16 protein-coding genes and 1 pseudogene are annotated in these 20,068 nt (G+C 56.7%); 7 read left to right on the top strand and 10 right to left on the bottom strand.

Annotated features, from left to right (window positions below; genetic code table 11):
- Positions 1 to 14 precede the first annotated feature (14 nt).
- From CWI75_RS12230 to CWI75_RS18350, 8 genes and pseudogenes are all read right to left on the bottom strand, one after another.
- The gene (locus CWI75_RS12230; RefSeq protein ID WP_162300065.1) at positions 15 to 1,541 is read right to left on the bottom strand and encodes an efflux RND transporter periplasmic adaptor subunit; all 1,527 of its coding nucleotides are present in this window, start codon (positions 1,539 to 1,541) and stop codon (positions 15 to 17) included.
- Positions 1,531 to 1,890 (bottom strand): hypothetical protein, encoded by a 360-nt coding sequence (locus CWI75_RS18430; protein WP_162300066.1) that lies wholly within the window; start codon positions 1,888 to 1,890, stop codon positions 1,531 to 1,533. Before CWI75_RS18430 ends, CWI75_RS12230 begins: the two co-directional genes overlap by 11 nt.
- Positions 1,891 to 1,892: 2 nt before the next feature.
- Positions 1,893 to 3,077, bottom strand: a complete 1,185-nt coding sequence (locus CWI75_RS12235; protein WP_101521765.1) for a TolC family protein — start codon at positions 3,075 to 3,077, stop codon at positions 1,893 to 1,895.
- 1 nt (position 3,078) lies between these two features.
- Complete coding sequence (locus tag CWI75_RS12240; protein WP_101521766.1) at positions 3,079 to 4,047, bottom strand: M56 family metallopeptidase; 969 nt, start codon at positions 4,045 to 4,047, stop codon at positions 3,079 to 3,081.
- Positions 4,048 to 4,051: 4 nt separating this feature from the next.
- Positions 4,052 to 4,459: a BlaI/MecI/CopY family transcriptional regulator gene (locus tag CWI75_RS12245; RefSeq protein WP_101521767.1), complete on the bottom strand. Its 408-nt coding sequence runs from the start codon at positions 4,457 to 4,459 to the stop codon at positions 4,052 to 4,054.
- A 436-nt stretch (positions 4,460 to 4,895) separates the two neighbouring features.
- Positions 4,896 to 5,090, bottom strand: a pseudogene (locus CWI75_RS18695) (peroxidase family protein); the annotation flags it as partial.
- A gap of 23 nt (positions 5,091 to 5,113) precedes the next feature.
- Positions 5,114 to 6,478, bottom strand: coding sequence for a PQQ-dependent sugar dehydrogenase (locus CWI75_RS12255; protein WP_101521768.1), 1,365 nt, complete (start codon positions 6,476 to 6,478; stop codon positions 5,114 to 5,116).
- Positions 6,475 to 6,648 carry a hypothetical protein gene (locus CWI75_RS18350; protein ID WP_155523014.1) on the bottom strand — a complete coding sequence of 58 codons (174 nt, stop codon included), beginning with the start codon at positions 6,646 to 6,648 and terminating at the stop codon, positions 6,475 to 6,477. Before CWI75_RS18350 ends, CWI75_RS12255 begins: the two co-directional genes overlap by 4 nt.
- A gap of 477 nt (positions 6,649 to 7,125) precedes the next feature.
- Between CWI75_RS18350 and CWI75_RS12260 the strand changes: the two genes are divergently transcribed.
- The 7 genes from CWI75_RS12260 to CWI75_RS12290 all read left to right on the top strand — a co-directional run bounded on the left by CWI75_RS12260 (position 7,126) and on the right by CWI75_RS12290 (position 14,301).
- Positions 7,126 to 7,722 (top strand): DUF6088 family protein, encoded by a 597-nt coding sequence (locus tag CWI75_RS12260; protein ID WP_101521769.1) that lies wholly within the window; start codon positions 7,126 to 7,128, stop codon positions 7,720 to 7,722.
- 39 nt (positions 7,723 to 7,761) lie between these two features.
- A complete protein-coding gene (locus CWI75_RS12265) occupies positions 7,762 to 8,313 on the top strand; it encodes a nucleotidyl transferase AbiEii/AbiGii toxin family protein (protein WP_101521770.1) in 552 nt (183 codons plus the stop codon).
- 302 nt (positions 8,314 to 8,615) lie between these two features.
- Positions 8,616 to 9,857: a tyrosine-type recombinase/integrase gene (locus CWI75_RS12270; protein ID WP_101521771.1), complete on the top strand. Its 1,242-nt coding sequence runs from the start codon at positions 8,616 to 8,618 to the stop codon at positions 9,855 to 9,857.
- Positions 9,858 to 9,878: 21 nt separating this feature from the next.
- The gene (locus CWI75_RS12275; RefSeq protein ID WP_101521772.1) at positions 9,879 to 10,706 is read left to right on the top strand and encodes a hypothetical protein; all 828 of its coding nucleotides are present in this window, start codon (positions 9,879 to 9,881) and stop codon (positions 10,704 to 10,706) included.
- A 459-nt stretch (positions 10,707 to 11,165) separates the two neighbouring features.
- Positions 11,166 to 11,369 carry a helix-turn-helix transcriptional regulator gene (locus CWI75_RS18920; RefSeq protein ID WP_101521773.1) on the top strand — a complete coding sequence of 68 codons (204 nt, stop codon included), beginning with the start codon at positions 11,166 to 11,168 and terminating at the stop codon, positions 11,367 to 11,369.
- Between the two features lie 71 nt (positions 11,370 to 11,440).
- Positions 11,441 to 12,154, top strand: coding sequence for a hypothetical protein (locus CWI75_RS12285; protein WP_146003590.1), 714 nt, complete (start codon positions 11,441 to 11,443; stop codon positions 12,152 to 12,154).
- Positions 12,151 to 14,301 (top strand): DUF5906 domain-containing protein, encoded by a 2,151-nt coding sequence (locus tag CWI75_RS12290; protein ID WP_101521775.1) that lies wholly within the window; start codon positions 12,151 to 12,153, stop codon positions 14,299 to 14,301. The genes CWI75_RS12285 and CWI75_RS12290 overlap by 4 nt, the downstream gene beginning before the upstream one ends.
- A 552-nt stretch (positions 14,302 to 14,853) precedes the next feature.
- Here the strand turns inward: CWI75_RS12290 and CWI75_RS12295 are convergent.
- Together CWI75_RS12295 and CWI75_RS12305 are read right to left on the bottom strand one after the other, a co-directional pair.
- Complete coding sequence (locus CWI75_RS12295) at positions 14,854 to 15,522, bottom strand: hypothetical protein (protein ID WP_101521776.1); 669 nt, start codon at positions 15,520 to 15,522, stop codon at positions 14,854 to 14,856.
- Positions 15,523 to 16,147: 625 nt separating this feature from the next.
- The gene (locus CWI75_RS12305; protein WP_101521777.1) at positions 16,148 to 19,339 is read right to left on the bottom strand and encodes a type I restriction endonuclease subunit R; all 3,192 of its coding nucleotides are present in this window, start codon (positions 19,337 to 19,339) and stop codon (positions 16,148 to 16,150) included.
- Between the last annotated feature and the right edge of the window lie 729 nt (positions 19,340 to 20,068).

A 20,068-nucleotide genomic window follows, 5' to 3' on the forward strand; every position in this document is an offset into this window, starting at 1 on the left:
CGCGGTCTCCGGGGTCAATGAGCGTGGCCATGGCCAATGTCATCGCCGCCGGCTGCGGCCAGCCTGACGTAGTAGGCGCCTTCACTCACCACCCGCTCGCCCGCGCTCACCCCGCGCAGTACTTCCACCCAGAGTCCGTCGATCATGCCGGTTTCCACCACCCGGCGGGCAAAGGTCTCGCCACTGGTCTGCACATACACCACCTGGCGACCACCGTCGTCCACCAGGGACGAACGCGGCACCGCAAGGCGAGACTCCGGGGCGCTGGTAAACACACGCGCCGGGTACCGGCTGCCAAGCAGCGTTGGTCCCTGCGTTGAGGGGTATTCCAGGGTCACGCTGGCCGTGCGAGTTTCGGGCTCTATCGCCGTCACGACCTGCACGATGCTGGCGCCGCTGTCGGCGTCGAGAATCGTCGGACTGGCGCTGGGAAGCTCCAGCCACAGGCCGCTCGCTCCGGACAAATCACGGGCGAAATGTTCTGCAACCCTGACCTGCAGCCAGCGACGCTCCCGCTCGGCAATCCGGAACACTCGATCGCCTTCACTCACCATCGCTCCGGGGCGAACGCGGCTCTCCACGACTTGGCCAGACACCGGTGCCCTGAGAGCGATGCCCGCAGCATCATCGCCACCCAGGCGCTGATCCACTCGTGCCTGGGCTGTGCGCACTTCCGCTTCGGCTATGGCATGCGCTTGCCTGGCCTCGTGGAGACGCCGCTCTGGAACCGCGCCCTGTGCAACCAGACCCGTGACCCGCTGCAGCTCCCGGTCGCTGAGCTCAAGCTCGCTGCGTGCCCGTTGCAGCGCGACCAGGGCATCGCCCCAATCCCTGCCTACACCAAGGCGGGGCACCAAAAATCCCAACACGTCACCGGCGGCCACGGTCATCCCGGCCTTCGCAATATCGACGCCGGCAAAATACCCGTCCTCGGGGGCAAGGATAACGGCGCCACCGTCAATAGGGGCCATCACCGTCGCAAACCCCGGTACCGAGGGCCGCAGAGGACGCTCGGCGACCACTGCGGTGGCAAAGTTGGCCTCCCACTGCTGCTCCTTGAGGTAACTGATATCTCCTTCAGGCTCGGCCTGATGAACGTCCACCTGATCAGCTGTTGGATAAACCCTGACACTGCCCAGATCATGGGTGGCGTTCAACTCAGGCCCACTCAGCTTTATCAGCAACTGATATTCGCCCGCATTGCGCGGCGTGATCTCCGGAGTGAACAAACCGTCCCGAGTGGGTGCTGAGACTCTGAACCGGGCCACGGTCTGCCTCGCTTTTACCAGAAGTGCATCCACTGTGCCCTCTCTGACCGGCGTGTAGTCTGCCATGCGAGTGAAATGCGCCAGGGCCCGGGACGTCTCATCCGCAATCAGCGGCGGGAACTCTACGAAGAGTTCCGTCGTCTCTGTGTAATGGGTGTATACCAGAGGCTCCGGGCCATGGGCGTCGTGCTCCTCGCCGCTGTGATCGTGGTCGGAGCAGGAGGCCAGAAGGAGCAGAAGCGCACTGGCAAGAATACGCCGCTCAATGGTCATGCTGGTGTTCGGCGCCATCACTGTGGGTATGGCCAGCCCCTTGCTGCGACTCTGATGGTTCCGCCTCCAGCTCGGGTGCCGACATGGCTTCGGGGGACTGTGTCTCTGCCGGTTCGCCGTAGAAGGCTTCAGTGGCTGGCGCCGCATCATCAGTGTGGGCCTCTTCTCCATGTTCATGCGCCTCGGCTTGAGACTCATGTTCATGGCCGTGATCGTCACTGACTTTTGCGTCACAGCCTCCCAGCAGCAACGCCGCCGACAGCAGCAAAATTCCCGACAGAGCCCTCTGGAGGCAACTTGTTGTGCCGATCTCCCTGATGTCTGCTGTGCTCACATAACCAAGTTTCATCATCATTCTCCGGTGAAAGTTTGCCAGTCGATGTAGGCCTGTCTCGCGGCCAAGGAACTGCTGATCAATTGCAGTTGTGTATTCAGCTCAGCGCGCCAGGCATCCATCAGCTCCATAACGGAAATTTCCCCGGCTTCGTAGGCCGCCTCGGCCATGCCAATCAGACCCTGGGATTGCTCGCGACCCAGGGCATCCACTGCGCCGATACTTGCCTGCCAGCGCCGCACTATGGCTCTGGCCTCAACCAGCAGACGCTGCTCTTCAAGCTGACGCTCCACCGTGATTAACCGGGAGCGTTCTTTCGCTGTATTTTTCCGACCCTGTCCGCGGTCGAACAAGGGCAGCTCGATACCCAGCGAGATCATGGTACCGTCGGCCTGCATACCCGGTTGCCGGCTTTCCTTGTAACCCAGGCCCAGACTGACCTGGGGCCAACGCTCGCGGTTCGCCGCTTCCTGCAACTGCGCCGCACTGTCAGCCTCAGCGCCCAGTGCATCAAGCAGGGGGTGACGGCCCACAAGTGACGGCAAACTATCGGGCGGAGCACCGGGCGGCAGCACCTGGCCAAGTAGTTCGAAGCTCTCCTGGCCTGTCAGTGTCGCGAGCCCATCGCGAGCGGATTCTGCTTCACTACTCACCGCCAGCGACTCGCCTTCCAGCAGGGCCAGCTCCCGCGCAACCCGGGTCTCATCGTAGCGGGACACATCACCGGCCTGAACCCGGGCCGCGATCGCCAGCGCCAGTTCTTCCAGGCGCGCCTGCCAGCGCTTGACTTCACGCTGACGTCGCTTGGCAGCCATGGCGGAATAAAAGACTTCGCGCACCTGGGACACAAGCTCCCGCTTGCTTAACTCAATACGCGCCTGTTCCGCCTCCATGTCCAGACTGGCCGACAATCGTTCGAGTCGCTTCACCCCAGCGAGATCGAAGCGCTGGCGAACCAGGAAACTGTTTTCATCGACTGATCCGCCGGCATAGTCCAGCGATTCCCAGTCATATTCAATTTCGGGATTGTCCCAACGACCGGCAGACTCTACGCGTCCCCGAGCGATACCGCGCCGGGCGTCCAGCTGGTTGGTAATCGCGGGACGGCGCAGCGCCTGCTCAACAGCCTCGTACTCCGCCAGGCCGGAAGCGAGTAGCGAACCACTGACCAAGAACAGGATTGAACCGAGGATCAGCCTCACATCACCCCCCGGTCAGCCAATAGGCAAGAGTTTCCATACCGTGGTGATAGTAACTTCCCACCAGTACCACTCCGACCAGTGAGCAGAGACAGAGCGCTTCAAGCCACGGAGAACTTGGCTGTCGTACCGTAGAAGGCGCCAGCAGACGCTGGATACGGTGAATCGTCCCGGCTCCAGACATGGAGAACATTCCCGAACTATTTGTCCTGCTGACCCTCGCTACCTGGATCAGTGTTTCTGCCACGGCCTCCCGGCCAAACTGTTCGACCGCACTGTCGTCCGCGCTTTCTTCCAGCGCCTGTCGCCAGTGATCGCGAAGCTTTTTTGCCTGCCAGAAGGGATGAATGGCCAGCATTACTTCGAAAATGACATTGCGCAATGTATCGCCACGACGAAGGTGAGCCACTTCGTGAGCCAGCACCACGCGACGCTGGCGAGGGGTCAGTCGAGCAAGCAAGCCACGGGAGAGTAATACAAAAGAATCGCGGACTCCGACCGCCAGGGCCAGCGGAGTAACATCATCAAGGATACGCAACTTGCGGCGGCCCTGGGAGAGGCGGGACAATGTGGCGACTCTCTTATGCAAACCTCTCTCACGTACAGCAATGCGAGTCCAGTTGAAGCCCACCAAAAACAGAAGAATGCCCACGACGGTCAACTCAACCGCCCCAGACGCAAGCAAATATTCACTGGAAGAGCAGGCATGCAGGTGTCCGTGGCTGTGCGATGAACAATGGGCTCCCTGACGATATATGGCATCAAAAAGAGAAGCGCTGTTTACGGTGAGCACCAGCAGTATTGCCCATATCCAGGGCAACCCGGCGAGCAGCATGAGTCGCCGCTCGCGAATGGAGGGAGCAGGGTCACTACGCCACGCATTCGCGAGATAAAGCGACACGGCAATGACACCGAACCCCCATGCAATCAGTGCAACCAGGGCGAACGGCCAGAGCAGATTGACCCAGTCCATACCGCTAGACTCCTCTGCTCCCGCGACGCGATTTCAATTCGTTTTCAAGCGCCTGCAATGCGTCCCCGTCCAGCTGCTCAGCAACTTCAACAAATGCGGCCAGAGACGATACCTTGTCGTTTTCGAAGCGTTGGAGTACCTCGTTGATCAGTCCTGCAAGGAGTTTCTCTCGCGGTACCCGGGCACTGTAATGAAAGGCGTAGCTGATTTTCTCGCGGTTCAGAAGCTGCTTGCGAAAGAGCCTGTCCAGGGTCGACTGGATGGTATTCAAGGCCAAGCCTCTTTCGACGCCCAGCTCGGCATGAACCTGTTTGACACTCGCTTCCGGTGTTCGCCAGACAAACTCCAGTACAGCGATTTCCAAATCACCCAACGAGGAGAGCCCGGGGGTACTGTTCGTGTTCAAATCCATAAAATCTCGGCTTGCGTAGTCAGAAAGCGGAATGAGGGAACACCCCTTTCTCAATGGTGAAGCACGCTATAGGTCATAAAACCCATTGTCAATCGGTTTTATGACTGACCGGGTCGGGAATGCTCCAAGCCGGGCAAGGATCGCTTGCCCGTGAACAGCTCGGTACCACGCGCCCGGGATTCATCGGCACCGCCCCTCCCGTCTCGAAGGGATCTCAACGGTGCAGGTCGAAACGGTCGTTCTCCATGACCTTGACCCAGCCCCTGACCAAGCGGTCAATCATTCTCTGCTCGCCGCCATCTGCGGCACGCTGAGGTTCAGCATGAACGCGCGGTCGACCATCAGGTGCTCGGCCGGGATCGATGTCGCCTGCGTCTGCCTGTAGTTGCGGAACGCGTCGTGCCTCGGCTCGAGATGGGCGTGCGCGTCGGCCGGTCGCGAGCCATTCGGTTTCGGGACCCCAATAGATGTCATCCTCGGGAGCCCAGATGTCGGCGCGGCCGAAGCCGAAACCGAAAGTGCGAAAGCCCATCGTCTCGAGTGCGCGGTTGCCGGCGAAGACCAACAGGTCGGCCCAGGAGATCTTCTCGCCGTACTTCTTCTTGATCGGCCACAGCAGCCGGCGCGCCTTAATGGTCGCAAGGCCCGTTTTGGTCATTGCCTGCTTAGAGGCCTACGGGCAGGCAGATCGCGCGCTGCTGTTACGCGCCATACCGAGTTGCCGACATCATCGGCTACCAGCAGACCTCCACGCCCATCCAGTGCCACGCCCACAGGCCGCCCACGAGCGTTGCCGTCAGCGTCCAAAAAGCCGGACAACACCTCTCGCAATGGGCCGACCGGCCGGCCGCCGCTGAACGTTACAAAGACGACTTCATAGCCATTCAAGGGTTGCCGGTTCCAGGAGCCATGGAGGCCGACGAACGCGCCCTCGCCGAGGCCGGCCGCGCCGAGGCCGGTCGCGCCGCCGTTGTTGAAGGCCAGACCCAAAGGCGCTACGTGTGCGCCCAGGGCGAAATCAGGTGAGACTGCACTAGCCACCAGTGCGGGCCGTTGCGGGCTCACGCGCTCATCGACGTGCTGGCCGTAATAGCTGTAGGGCCAGCCGTAGAAAGCGTCCCGGCGGACCGAGGTGAGGTAATCCGGCACCAGATCGCTGCCGAGTTCGTCGCGCTCGTTGACAACCGCCCACAGCACACCTGTGTGCGGTTCCCAGTCAAGGCCGACCGGGTTGCGCAGGCCCGAAGCGAAAATCCGCGTAGTGCCGGTGGCGGCGTCGACCTCGAGTATGGCCGCACGCATATGCTCGGCCTGCATACCGTTCTCGCCGATGTTGCTGTTGGAGCCGACGCCCACATACAAACGCGTGCCATCGGCACTGGCAAGCAGGCTCTTGGTCCAGTGATGGTTCAACTCGTCGCCCCAGCCGGGCAGATTCGTAACCTTGGCGGGGGCTACGCTGATGCTGGTATTGCCGATCTGATAGGGCACTTTCAGCAATGCATTGGCGTTGGCCACATATAACGTGTCTCCAATCAGTGCCATGCCAAAGGGTGAATGCAGGTTCTCGAGAAACACACTGCGAAATTCGGCCTTGCCGTCGCCATCGGTATCGCGCAAGAGGGTGATGCGATTGGCGCTCGGCACCGCGGCCCCGGCGCGTTTCATCACCCAGTTCATCACCCAGCCCTTGATGCCGTCGATACCGCTTTTTCCCGGCGGCGCGTTGGTCTCGGCGACCAGCACGTCGCCATTGGGCAGGACGTACAGCCAACGCGGGTGGTCCAGGCCCTCGGCAAAAGCCGTTACCTCCATGCCCGCAGCCGGGGTCGGAGCGGCCCCGTCGCTCCACCCGACCGCTGGGGCGATTTCTATGGTCGGAACCAGGGTGGATTTGGGTTGCGGCAATTCCGGATCAGTGCCGACCCCGGCTTCCGCCGGCAAGCGTGCGTGCTCTCCGCAGGCTGACAGAAGGGCAATCAGGGTTGAAAATGCCAATGCGAACGCTGTCGTTCTCAAGACAGCGATTCCTGTGTTGGATTGCTGCCGGTGAACTTGAGGTTGACCACCGCTGCCTCGTATCCGTCACCGAGGTCCAGGTCGTGCGCGGCGGTCTTCCGCGACACCGAAATATGGATCCAGCGCAGCCTCGTGCCATGACGAACCCTGGAAATATCGCGATCACGCATGTGCTTATCCTTGTGCTGAAGGGGAGCTTCCTGGCAGCAACTGTACAATTTTTCTCAGCCACTGCTGAATATAGTAGTTTGCACTCCTCCTGACCAGGTGGACTGTGCGGCTGGGTTGCAGAAGTTCAGGTTGCTCACGGTGCTTTCTTATCTCGGTTAGCGTTTCTGCGACGACTGTCGCGATGTGGATGAAAATGTTGCCCCAAACGGTCGAGGGCGAGCGCCCTCTTTGCCACTGATCCGCAGTGGCCACGGGTAATTCTGTCTACGGCAGGTAGTCTACGAACCCGTCACGCGTGCGTCCTGCCGAAAACCTGCCTCCCAGCAGGGTAGTTTCTGGGCTCGAAGCCATCGTCACTACCCCGCTACGCTCGCTAGTGACGATCGCCGGCCTGGCACTCAGGCGAGAACAAAACTATTTCGGCTTCCATGATGTCAGAATTATATATAATTCTGACATCATCCAGAGATGCCCCAATGAAGACCTTACCCGAAACCATCCTTCGACATGCCCGCTCCCTCCCCGAGGGTGGCGTGCTATCGCCTAAAGAATTCCTGCACCTCGGAAGCCGAGCCGCTGTTGATCAGGCGTTCTCACGGCTGACCAAAGGAGGCAATCTGATGCGCGTGGCGCGCGGCACCTACGTGGCCCCGGTTTCAAGCAGGTTTGGGACTCGCGCACCCGCGCCTGAAAAGGTTATACGGTCGCTGGCAGAGCGAAGCGGTGAAACCGTGGTTCGGCACGGCGCAAACTCAGCTAACGCTCTGGGCCTGACCCAGCAGGTACCCATCAAGGAGGTTTACTTGACGTCCGGTCGCACCCGAAAGCTCAAGCTGGGCAAGGGGGAAGTCCTGATCAAGCACACCCCCCGCTGGATGCTGATGCTTGGACCGCGGCCTGCCGGCGAGGCCGTCCGGGCGTTGGCCTGGATCGGATCGACACATGCCGATGCATCCCTGGCATCGCTGCATCGCACTCTTCCCCCGGCCGAATGGAGAGCGTTGACATTGGCCCGCGCTGCCCTCCCTTCCTGGATGGCTCAGGCCATCGGAAAGGAAGGGGCGCATGCCTGAGAGTTTTTTTGAACTCGGTCAGAAAGACCAACGGGGTATATAGCGCCGGTTGTCACACTGGAATTCGGCGGTAGAGCAACGGGCGAGCCGCACGAAAGACAATCTGTAGAATGCGACATTGCCGAGCACCTGGCTGAGATCGAATTCCCAACTGCATCACCACAGGTCATGAGCCTTGCTCGAACGTTCTGGGAAAAAGCGACGGCTGCCCACGTATTCTGCGCCCAGGGCCGTCTCCGCGGAGAGCGTTATGCTAGACATTGGCACGACCTGGCCGCGATCAGTCGCAGCCAACATTACGCTGCTGCAATATCGAATCACGCAATTGCCTCAACTGTTGCTGAGCACAAGTCACTTTTCTTTATCGAAAAAGACATGGACGGCGAAACCATTGACTATTTCGCAGCAACGACGGGGAAGCTGAAGCTCGTTCCAGACGGCGATGCGAGAACTGCCCTTGCCAAAGATTATGAAGCCATGATCGCTGACGAGGTCATGGTTGGTGACGCACTTCCGTTCAATGCTCTGCTGGACGCCTGTGCTACCATCGAAGCAACCATCAACGAATCCACTACGATAATGAGACCTTAGTGTGGGATCGGTGATAGCGGGGGCCATTCTAGACCCTACCGAGCGCTTATTATTTGCCGGGTAGGTTGGTGAGTATTTGAAAGATTTCGTTTTAAATTATTGATTTTAAATCTTATATGAAAATGGCGGAGAGAGAGTCCGCCTTCCCGACGTTCCATAAGGTATCATAAGATTTCATAAGAGATTTATTTATTTTTTATAATCAATGACTTATCAGAACATAACGTTCCATAAGGTTTCAAGACACTTCACTACATCTCACTCAAAATGGTATACAATATGGTATACAGGAGAGGGATCTGATGACAAAGCGAGACCACCTACCGGGGAAGTTAAAACCGATATCATTGAAGGGCCTGCCAAATGGCTGGCATGCCGATGGTGGAAATTTATACCTGTTCGTGAGGGGGAATAGCCGTAACTGGATCTTCCGGTATGTGGCACCTGACGGCACCCGCCGAAATATGTCATTGGGCCCGTTGAGGGGCCTCACTCTGGCTCGGGCCAGAGACGTGGCCCGAGAGTTGGTGATCAAGGTTAAAGACCCCGTCAACCCAATTGACCCTATGCGCGAGGCCCAGTCGAAGCGCCAAGAAGAAAAAGCCACTGAAGAGTTCAAGCGTACATTTAAACAGTGTGCAGATGCCTTTATCGAGTCAAAGCGGCACGGATGGAAGAACGCCAAACATGCTTCGCAGTGGGAAGCGACGCTGAACACCTACGTCTACCCCAAAATTGGCAGTATGGCAGTTAATGAGATAGATACACCACATATAGTCTCCGTCCTGGAACCTATTTGGCACGTCAAGTCGGAAACTGCGTCCCGGGTGCGGAGCCGTATGGAGAATATCATCAGCTGGGCGACGGTCAGTAAGTTCCGGGAAGGTGAGAACCCCGCCAGGTGGCGCGGCCACCTGGACCATATATTCCCCCCTGTACGCAAGGTCACCGCAGTCAAACACCACCCCGCTTTACCCTACCATCGATTACCTGAGTTTATTACGATACTCAGAAAGCGTGCCGGCATGGGCGCCAGAGCATTGGAGTTTACAATATTAACGGCTGCGCGATCGGGTGAAGTACGCGGCGCAACATGGGACGAGATCAATCTCAACCAGGGTACGTGGACCATACCCGGCAGCCGCATGAAAACAGGGAAAGAACACCGCGTACCGCTAACCGATGCGGCGATTGAGCTGCTCCAAGCGCTCCCACGAGTGGCAAAAAACCCTCTCGTGTTTCCAGGCAGCAAGAATGGCGCCCCGATGTCGGATATGTCGCTAACCGCTGTTTTAAGGCGGATAGGTGAACAGGAGATTACGGTCCATGGATTCCGGTCCACGTTCCGCGACTGGTCTGCAGAGCAGACAACCTACCCCCGGGAGGCCTGCGAGCTGTGCCTGGCGCATACGGTCGGGGATGCTGTGGAGCGCGCCTATCGCCGGGGCGATCTCTTCGATCTACGGAAACAGCTTATGGCAGACTGGGCGAGCTTCTGCTCGTCGAGCAATCGTGATATCAATTGTACGCACCGGAAAAACTAATAGCTAAGACGGGACGGAAAAATGGGTAACCAGAGAAAAAAAAACGACCTTCGTGCTATCGGTTGCGATGGAAAAAAAGACTCGCCCGAGGCCACTGCACGCATCAGACATTTGAAGTGGCTAGAGAAAAAGGGGGTACTCGACCGAGTGCTTGATGTCATCTTGTCTGAACTTGAACCCGAACAGGGTATCCTCGGAAGGGAGGCACTTGAAACTGAGCAGGATGTCTTACCAGTGGAATCTCTTCTCCACGGATCGGCTCTCATTGAAGGTTTACGTAGCGCTGGTATGCGTCTCGACGATGGCACCTTAACCACACCGTTTTTGGCGTGCTACGAGAAATTTTGCGGATACGATCATGTAAGCAATATTATTGACTATTCCCCTGCAACCATCGAAAGGGGCGATCACCCCGCGTGGGATATACTCATCGGTCTTGAGCACCCCCCCCAGGGACAGACGACAGAGGAAAATAACGATAACCGTCCAGCGGAGAAGATTAGCGTGCTAACAGAAGCTACGACTAGGGCCCGTCACTCCGGCGGCCAGCCCGGGAGAGTGTATGTCTATAACAAAGTGGTAGACATGATTATCGATGATATTTTGAAAGGTCACCCAGAAATCTCACCTGCAGATGCTTGGGATCGATTCTACCAACGGGCGCCAGGCTGGCAAGATTTCTACCATCAGGACGACAACACCTTTGCAATTACCTTCGAACCAGGCCCTCCCGGAAGTAGGCCGCCATGCCTGGCGCTCAGCTACTGGACAACACACTTCGAATCGAGGAAAACGGAGTATACGAAGGCGACATTCAGTAGACGCCTAAGGAAGCAGCGACCGCGCTGAACGTAAGTTTTCCTCTACCAAAACTCTTCGACAGACGAGGACACGGTCGGAAAGCAGTCATAGAACAGAAGTTCACTGGATACCAAACCACCCCCACATAAGAGAGCTTGGCATATCGGAGCGTGGCTGCTACCTACTATCGAAGGCAGCAGTAGCCTCAGTTACCACCAGATCCCACTGATTTGCAATGGACCCTCGGGACGCGGCTAAACTTATCTGGCCGCCCTTCTACCCCCTTCCCGATATGATCTCCGGCCAGCTAACGTAGCACGATATCCCTCAGCTGATGAATTACCCCCCTCCCCCGCTTCATTTCATATCTAGCTCCGCCTAGCCCGGTTGAGGCATACCTCATGGGCGGACGCGTAGTCGGTCGTGTAGCTATTTTTCTATGCGTAGCGCTACGCATCCGGTGGCCGTTGTTTAATGGCGTCAACACCCGAAACGCGGAGCAATCGCATGCATTCACATCAGCAAGACCGCCTCCTGCGCTGGCCTGAAGTCCAGAGCATGACAGGCATATCCCGCACTACAGCCTGGCGCCTAGAAAAGCGGTGCCAGTTCCCGAGGAGCCTTCAGATCAGTACGCGCACAGTGGCGTGGCGAGCAACCGATATCCAGGCATTCATCGCATCAAGACAGCCAGCAGGGGGAAATAAATGATGCCGATCATGTCAGTTTTTTCAGGTCCACATCACTTCTACTCAACCAACACGACAAAGGCGACACAACCCATGAAAACTACCCGCAATCATCCAATCACGGATTCCATCATTAACCTCCTGGCCAAACGCACTATCAGGCCTAGAGGCTCTGATATAAGCCGGAGCCTACCCTACAAAATAATCAATCCCATCCTCTCCGGCGGATCACGTGAAGCCTTTTACTACAACAACGACATATGGAATGCGTGCGCTGACCATGGGCATGATGCGCGGTTTCTCAAGCCGCTAAAGACAACATGCCATATAAAGGCACTATTAAGGGCAGAGCTATTAGCAGAAACCCGCGCCGTGTTGTGCTGCGAGCACAGAAATGCCTACAGCCGAGCGTTAAGCGCCATGGACTTCCATAGCAAAGTACAACACGCAGTGGCAGTTTCAGAACTAGCCGAATATCCAGGCTGTCCGAATACGATCACGGAGCTCGCCGCCAGAACTGACATCAAGATGCTTGTAGATATAGCGAGCCCAAGCCTCAAAAACGTCCCCCGAGAAATATGCCAGCAGGATATCGCTCTCTTTAAAGCAGCGCTGAGCACTGGGCCTAAAACCTCAGATGAACTGAGGACACTCGGCATTCAGTACCCCGCTAGCGTGGCCAGCAGGCTGGACAAAACCAAGTTTGAAGTAACTACGGTTGAAATTGCCGATTACGAGTTTGATTGGGATGATCAAAACCAAATCGCCATATCCTACAGCCTCCTAGAAATGGGGGGCCAACAATGAGCGACGCAGCCCGCTTCATAGACCACCTCGCCAGTAACCCCGGCGACACACACACCTTCCAAGTGATACCGCTCAAAGCGGGCCAGCCCAGGATACTGCATGGCACACTGTCCAAAGTGCAGGACCAGCTCGGCCAATTAAACGCCGCTGGAATGGGCATTTTTGCTTGCGTCAATGAAACTGACGGCAAAGGGCGAAGCGCGGCAAATATTACCAGGGTAAGATCCCTTTTTCTTGATCTGGACGGCCCGCCGCTCGAACCCGTACTGTCTGCGGGCCTGCAGCCGCATATGATTGTGGAAAGCAGCCGGGGGAAATGGCACGCCTACTACCTGGTCAGCGATTGCAACCTGGACGAGTTCACCACGTTACAGCGGCGCCTCGCTGCCAGGTTCAATGGAGATCCGTCAGTAAATGACCTGCCGCGCATAATGCGCGTCCCAGGGTATTACCACAGGAAGCTCGACAAGGTCACGGGCAAGCTCTCTGAGCCTTTCTTGACCAGAATTGAGAGACTGTCCCATCATCCTGCCTATACCGTGGAGACAATAACCCGTGGGCTAGAACTGTACGAGGAACCTCCAGAGGCGGCGTCAGCCGCAAGTTTACCGCCATTCAAGCCAGAGCAGGTCTACCACGACGGCCAACGCACCAGCGCGCTGGCAAGCTATGCCGGTCGGCTCATTAGCCAGGGGTGCAGCGACGATGAGGCAGTGGCAATACTCACTGACTGGAATAAAACGTGCTGCAGCCCTCCTCTTCCCACGAAAAAGGTCCAAATGACCTACGCGTCAATCAAGAAAACCGACGCTCGGAAGCGGGCAGAGGCCCGCGTAGTACCCAAGGAGATAGCGGCACTGAACCGGGACCATGCGGTCGTTACGGTCGGCGGCAAAACCCTCGTGCTGCGTGAACGGGAACGCGGGGTGGACTTCATGGGGCCCTCCGATTTTCGAAATTTTTATAATAACCATCAGTTTGAAGGTAAACCCCTAGGCAGTTGTTGGATGAGCCACCCTACTCGCCGGTCATATTCGGACATCACCTTCGACCCTTCCACCACGGCGGCGAACGACGATGTCTACAACCTATGGCGAGGACTCGACGTGGAACCGCGCTCCGGAGATTGCTCCCTGTTCCTGGAGCACCTTCGTGTCAACATATGCTCCGGTAATGACGCGTGCTATGACTACCTGCTGAACTGGATGGCTCATCTCGTCCAGTTCCCGGGAAAATTACCAGGTGTCGCGGTCGTCATGAAAGGACGGCAGGGTACCGGAAAGGGTGTGGTGGCATTAAACTTTGGCCGTATTTTTGGTAACCATTTCCGGCATGTAACCAGCCGTGAGCACCTGCTGGGGCGCTTTAACGGCCATCTCCAGAATGCTGTTCTTGTATTTGCAGACGAGGTCATTTGGGGAGGCAACAAAGAGCAGGAAGGCACCCTCAAGACTTTGATCACAGAACCCCGGCGGCAGTACGAGCAAAAATATCAAGGCGTGATTGAGCTGGGCAACTACACCCGAGTCATCATGGCGACCAATAGTGACTGGGCCGTCCCTGCCGGTTTAGAGGAGCGTCGATTTTTCGTGCTGCAAGTGGCCGATACACACATCCAGGACCACACGTATTTCGCCACACTACAGCAACAGATGGACACTGGTGGCCGGGAGGCGCTGCTGCACGAACTGCTGAGCCGAGACCTATCTGGCGTAGAAATCCGGCAGTTTCCGCGCACCGCTGCCCTGGCCGAGCAAAAAGAACTATCATTGTCGTCGGTTGAACGCTGGTGGCTTGACGTGCTTGACGAAGGCGGCATTGGCCCTTGCGATAGTAGTGGCAACCTCGAGTCGGCAGCAGCATTTAGTGCTCATAGGCAGAACGCATGGCCTGCTTTTGCTGGCTCAGGCCGCCTCCATGACTACTACCTCAATAACGCCAGGAAACTCGGGGAACGTTACCCATGCACCCTGGCTATATTCGGTAAAAAAATAAAAAGTTTCGTTAACCTGAGTCCCACGCGACCCACGGTTGATGGCAGACGGGTGAAGGGATACCTGATGCCCACGCTCTCCGCAGCCAGACGCCAGTTTGAACAGGCGCTGGGGCAGCCACATGACTGGGGGGAACAGGATAACGACGCGTGATCCATTGGCCATTAAGTGCCGGAACCCACCTGTAACTGCCGCCAGCCGCCCCTCACCAGGCTGGCTGGCGGCAGAACTCGTTTTGGCAGCCACTAACGACTGCGTATTCCGGACCATAGCAACATCACAGCGCGCATCCACCCAAACTACTGGCTTGTGTCATGGCTGTCATGGCTGTCATGGCTGTCACCCTAATTTAAACACTTTTGCGCGTGTCACGACCGTGATAACCGCTAAAAATACTCCTACTTATCTTTTTAAAATCTAGCTATGACTACTATGACACCCCTGACCGGCTCAGTGTAGACGCGGCCTCGCGGCGGCTCGGCATTGTGAAGAGGTCGCCTCTAACGCTGACAGCCCTGCCATCTACCGAGCGGACTCGCGGTCTCGCGGTAAAACTACATGAAACCCAATATTCAGCGCGTAAGTCCGGAATAGATCGGCAAGATTGTCGGCGGGTATAGTATCGGGCGCACTACTAACGGCTATCGGTCGGGTATCGGGTCGAGGCGAGTTAATGAGATTAAATCTGGCGAGGACACTTCCGAGCTAGACCCGACATTCCGCATAGAGGCGTCTGGAGTGGCCGAGGCTCGGATTTGGATCTTCAACGGACTCCCTTTTAGCGGCTGTGTTAATCATAGGATCGAAACACTGAAGGTAATTATCCAGCTGACGGTTTTGCATGTCGTATGCTGGATCGCGTATTCCTGGACCATAATCATGTTCTGTTGCTAATAAATTCATTACTGCGGTGCTAGTTTTATGAAGTTCGAGTTCATCCAAGTGGTTGTATTGGTTTCGGGCTGCGTAGATGACCAACCCGAGCTGGACATTACGGATCAGTCTTCCAGTGCAAAACTTTTCTTGGCGAGACCCTGCCTTGATCGAGGGATAGATATTGCCGGGAATAATTTGATTTCTTCCGTATCGCTCGACACCTACTGCCGCAATTTGAAGAAGTGAACCACACAGCACACCCATGGCATCTTGCTCAGCCATGTAGTCGCGTTGAACTTGCTGAGCCTGCTGGAATTCGGATTGATTATATTTTATCCATCTTGCCATGGCTGCTCCTCGTTCCGCTTGAGTTTTATATATACCCACGAGGATTGGCCCCGCTGCGGGATTCAAGATGGCTATGTATTCGTTTATGCCATCGAGTAAATGTTCTACAGCACTTTTTGTTCGCTCCAAAAAATCGAAAGGTGTTTGCATGTTCCTAACTCGCTAGGCCTGAACTTAAAGAAACCGCATATGACCTCTGTAGGGCCCAGGGAAGGCCCGCATCAGGCGCTCTTTCGTTAACCATACGGAGTAATGGGATTCGGGTCAGACGGTAGTCCCCGTTCCCTCGCTCGCACCTCGTCCTCAGCCGACGTGTACTGTCCGCGCCGCTCCACGGGCTGCTCATTGGCAACAGAGAGCCCCGCCAAGATACGCGGGAATCCGCTTGCAGGTCATTACGCGGCTACATCCGAGCAGACTTTGATCGTTTTTACGTTGATAGGAAGTACCCTGCGCTTTGCAGCGACGTCCGGCGCGTTGTTAAGAGCCGGTGAAGCGAGGCCATCGATTGTAGCCAACCATGGGATCATTCGCGTTATAAGCTCGGATGTATTCTACTTCTTTCTTTGAAAGCTCGGCTTCCGAACAGCTCTCACAGGACTTGCTTCCTGACGATATAATATTTTTTGATGGAATCCGGCAAGCTGGCAAAGTCGTCGTTGACCACTCTCATGTCCGGGCTACCAAAATACCTATGACTGCCGATACTGTCTTTGCCGACGTAAATTTTCCCCGTGGGATATGTGATCAAATAAATTTGCTTCATGCTCCCAGGCTAGGCACCCGAGCTCCCCATTAACGCCCCAGCATGAATATCCCGCATCGCCAGCACCTGCAGAATCGTCATGGCAAAATGGCGTCCGCACTCGTCGCTGTCGAGAATGGGCAGTGACAATTTCTCATTATCTCCCAACGCATCCAGCACCGCATCAAGAACCCGCTTCGGGAACAGTCCATGCATGATCTTGTCCCGGGAATGGTTACGGATCTGGGCCATGACTTCTTCGTCGCGCTCAATGCGGTCAGCAATGCCATTGGCAAAATGTAACTGGTCGTCGTCGCCCACCTCGGCTCCAAAGAGTTCGTTGAGTTTGTTGATGATCTCGGAGAGCCGCTCCTTCTCTGGGTCGTAGGGCTTGCCCGACCCCACTTCGGTGAGGGGCTTAAGTCCGTACTCACCTTCTTCATCGGCAATACGCAATTCAAGCTCTGCCCGCTTGGTCAGCCGGTAATGCGTAAGGGAGAGTTCGGTAACATCAATCTGGTCTTCTTCCAGCCGGTCGATGCGCAGTAATGGGTACAGGTGTCTGGCGTAAACGCAAAGCTGCTCAAGCTCCGGATCGTCGTAGTGCACAATCTGTGACAGGAACTCATAGGCGCGGACGAAGCTCTGCAGGTTTTTGCGGAACAGCTCCAGGGCGTCGCGGGCCTTGCCTGCTTCCTGATGCTCCCGCTCAGCCCGGGCAAGACCTTCCCTGTCGCCCGTTCCTTCAGCTGCGGCACTGCTCTGGCCCCACAGCCGTACATCCTCCACAGCGGCCTTGTAGCGCACACTGAAGCGATTCACCGCCGGCTGGCAGTAGAAGCTCAGCTTTGACGCAGGCGCCTTGGGGTCAAAGAAGGCGGTGGCAAAGCCGGCAACCTCCTCGCCATGGTAAATACCCTCCTGATCCAGAGTCTTCTGGATGTCATAGACCACCTGAGTGTCCGAGACATCCTCCAGTTCAGCCTTGCCATAGTAAGGTGCGAAAGCATCGAGAATATCCTGGGTGTCGTTGAAGAAGTCCAGGATGAAGGTTTCCTTGCCGGGGAAGGTTCGATTCAGCCGGGAGAGGGTCTGCACACAGTCAACGCCCTGCAACTTCTTGTCGACGTACATGGCGCACAGCTTGGGCTGATCAAAACCGGTCTGGTACTTGTTGGCGGCGATCATCACATTGAAATCGGCGGTATCAAACGCATCGGCAAGGTCCCGGCTCTTGAGACCCGGGTTAAGCAAACTACTGGTTTCGGACACTTCCTCCGGAATGACCTCATCGGCCGGCACAGTGCCAGAGAAGGCCACTAACGGGTGCACGTCCTGGTAGCCTCTATCAGTGGCGTACTGGCGCATGGCCAGCGCATAGCGCACTGCCTCCTGGCGGCTGCCGGTGACCACCATGGCCTTCGCCTGCCCGTCCAGCAGGTGGCGAATATGCTCACGGAAGTGCTCCACAATAATCTCAACCCGCTGGCTGATATTGTAGGGATGTAGCCGAACCCATCGAGCGAGCTTGGCGGAGGCTTTGCGGGACTCCACCTCAGTACCGTCCGCATGGGGATGAGACAGCTTCCATGCGGTGTTATAGGTGGTGTAGCGACGCAGCACATCCAGGATAAAACCTTCGTCGATGGCCTGGCGCATTGAATACAGGTGAAAGGGTTCCGGCAGATTGTTCGAGCCCGAGGGTAGCTCTGGATTGGGTGGCCGCCCGAACAGCTCCAGGGTCTTCGCCTTGGGCGTAGCGGTAAAGGCATAGTAGCTGATGGTCTCGCTGGGCTTGCGCGACTGTACCGCGGCATCCAGCAGGTCCTCGGCACTGACCTCATCCCCCTCCGGCCTGTCAGCACCCAGGATGGCTTTCAGCTTGGTGGCCGAGGAACCTGTCTGTGAGGAGTGAGCCTCATCTGCGATCACTGCATACCGACCGCTGGTAAGCTCCGGGTATTTGTCCAGGGCATCAAATAGGGCCGGGAAGGTCTGTATGGTAACAATGATGATCCGGGTCTGGTTGGCCAGTGCCTCCGCCAGCTGTTCCGACTTGCTCTGGTTGCCGATGTCGCGGGTAACACGCAGCACCACCCCCTGAGCATGCTCGAACTGGTAAATGGTGTCCTGCAGCTGGCTATCCAGCACCGTGCGGTCCGTTACCACCACAACAGAATTAAAGAGCTTGTTGTCGCCGCTCTCATCGTAGAGCGAAGCAAGCTGGTGCGCGACCCAGGCTATTGAATTGGATTTACCGGAGCCGGCACTGTGCTGTATCAGATACTTCTGCCCCGCACCCTCAGTACGAGTCGCCTCAACCAGCCGGTTAACCACCTGCCACTGATGGTAGCGGGGGAAGATGAGTGATTCCTTAACTCCCCTGGTTCCGTTGAAGTGAGTGACCTCCTTACGGTCCAGGTGCAGGAAGCGCCCGAGAATAGTCAGCCAGGCATCCCTCTGAAACACTTCCTGCCACAGATAGCCGGTAGCGTAGGTGTCGCCGTCCGGTGCGGGCGGATTGCCGGCGCCACCCTCAAGACTGCCCCGGTTAAACGGCAGGAAGTAGGTCGCCTTGCCATCAAGCTTGGTAGCCATGGCCACCTCTGCCTGGCTCACCGCAAAGTGCACCAGGGCGCCGCGCTTGAAGCTCAGCAGCGGCTCCTGCTTGCGGGTTATGGGATCCTTTGGTGGCCGGTCCTGCCGGTATTGCCGTTTGGCGTTCTCCACCGATTGCTTGAACTGACTCTTGAGCTCTAAGGTCGCGGTGGGAATACCATTGACGAATAACACCAGGTCCAGGCGCGGGTTGTACTCACCCTCCCGTGCATGGGGTGAGTAAGACACCTCCTGCACTACACGCAGGCGATTGGCGACATACCGCGCCTGGGCCTCGGGGTTCATGCCATGGTCAGGGCGGAAGCTGCACAGGTCAATCTTTACCCCCGGCACCTTGAAGCCATGGCGCAGTACTTCCAGGGTGCCATGCCGGTCCAGCTCTCTGACGACCGCTTTTACCAGCGCACCCGCAGGGTCCTGGGGGTTGTTCTTACTGAACTTCTGCCAGGGGCCCGGGTAGGCTTCCTGATAGAAGGCCAGGAGATCTTCCGTATACAGGGCTGTGGTGCGGTCATAGCCACTGGCAGGGCCTGTCAGCCAGCCCTCAGCCACCATCTGGGTGATGATGTCCTGCTGGAATTGCGTTTCCCGGCTGTCAGCCATCCTTGAGCCTTTACTGTTGTTCTGGTTTGGTTGTCTGGTAAAGGTATGGTAAGGAAGAGTCCAGTGCAAACACAACGAGCCGTTTTGTTAGAGTCGTATGATACGGTTGCTACAGTGGCTACGCTGGATTCAAAACCGTCAATCTATCCTACGCCTCGATGAATATTTCAGTGGTCTCCTGCTTTCCATGGCTTAGTGTTAATACTAGATCTCTTACGGTTATTCCAAAATGGTATAAAAGCGGCGAACGCTGGGCTTTTTTTTCGTCTGGCGGCCTGCTATATTCCATCTCGGTTCTTAGCCAATCGGCGTGGAACTTACAGAGGCTTCGGTCTGCTGAGCCAGCCTGGCAAATCAGCGGCCACCAAACTTCACGAGAGTTCTCTAAAACATTGCTCTCGATTCCATTGCTCCCCAGCGAGAATCTTACCGAGGGAGTTATCTGCCACGAAGGCGGTTACGAACTCAGCCTGCAGATTTTCTCCGTTCACTTTCAACCGTATGACGACTACGTAGTCGTCGTGCAGAATGGCCACTCGTCTGGAGTGTTCGGTCCTTTTTAACTTATTATTCCATCCTGCCTTCCAGTTGGCTGCAGGCGACTCTAGAGTCGCTCGGATCCAGTTAATTCTCTCAGCTCTCTCTTCCGAAAATACATCCTTTCTCCCATCCCGAGAACTGCTCTGGGTTCTACCCCGCTTCCACGGACGGTTCTAAAACGGCTAAATA

Source organism: Kineobactrum sediminis (genome assembly GCF_002868715.1).
GTDB classification, from domain to species: domain Bacteria; phylum Pseudomonadota; class Gammaproteobacteria; order Pseudomonadales; family Halieaceae; genus Kineobactrum; species Kineobactrum sediminis.

Bases quoted from the DNA above. Each gene is read 5' to 3' on its own strand.
- CWI75_RS12230 (WP_162300065.1), bottom strand. From the start codon at position 1,541: ATGACCATTGAGCGGCGTATTCTTGCCAGTGCGCTTCTGCTCCTTCTG.
- CWI75_RS18430 (WP_162300066.1), bottom strand. From the start codon at position 1,890: ATGAAACTTGGTTATGTGAGCACAGCAGACATCAGGGAGATCGGCACA.
- CWI75_RS12240 (WP_101521766.1), bottom strand. From the start codon at position 4,047: ATGGACTGGGTCAATCTGCTCTGGCCGTTCGCCCTGGTTGCACTGATT.
- CWI75_RS12245 (WP_101521767.1), bottom strand. From the start codon at position 4,459: ATGGATTTGAACACGAACAGTACCCCCGGGCTCTCCTCGTTGGGTGAT.
- CWI75_RS18350 (WP_155523014.1), bottom strand. From the start codon at position 6,648: ATGCGTGATCGCGATATTTCCAGGGTTCGTCATGGCACGAGGCTGCGC.
- CWI75_RS12260 (WP_101521769.1), top strand. From the start codon at position 7,126: ATGAAGACCTTACCCGAAACCATCCTTCGACATGCCCGCTCCCTCCCC.
- CWI75_RS12270 (WP_101521771.1), top strand. From the start codon at position 8,616: ATGACAAAGCGAGACCACCTACCGGGGAAGTTAAAACCGATATCATTG.
- CWI75_RS12275 (WP_101521772.1), top strand. From the start codon at position 9,879: ATGGGTAACCAGAGAAAAAAAAACGACCTTCGTGCTATCGGTTGCGAT.
- CWI75_RS18920 (WP_101521773.1), top strand. From the start codon at position 11,166: ATGCATTCACATCAGCAAGACCGCCTCCTGCGCTGGCCTGAAGTCCAG.
- CWI75_RS12285 (WP_146003590.1), top strand. From the start codon at position 11,441: ATGAAAACTACCCGCAATCATCCAATCACGGATTCCATCATTAACCTC.
- CWI75_RS12290 (WP_101521775.1), top strand. From the start codon at position 12,151: ATGAGCGACGCAGCCCGCTTCATAGACCACCTCGCCAGTAACCCCGGC.
- CWI75_RS12295 (WP_101521776.1), bottom strand. From the start codon at position 15,522: ATGCAAACACCTTTCGATTTTTTGGAGCGAACAAAAAGTGCTGTAGAA.
- CWI75_RS12305 (WP_101521777.1), bottom strand. From the start codon at position 19,339: ATGGCTGACAGCCGGGAAACGCAATTCCAGCAGGACATCATCACCCAG.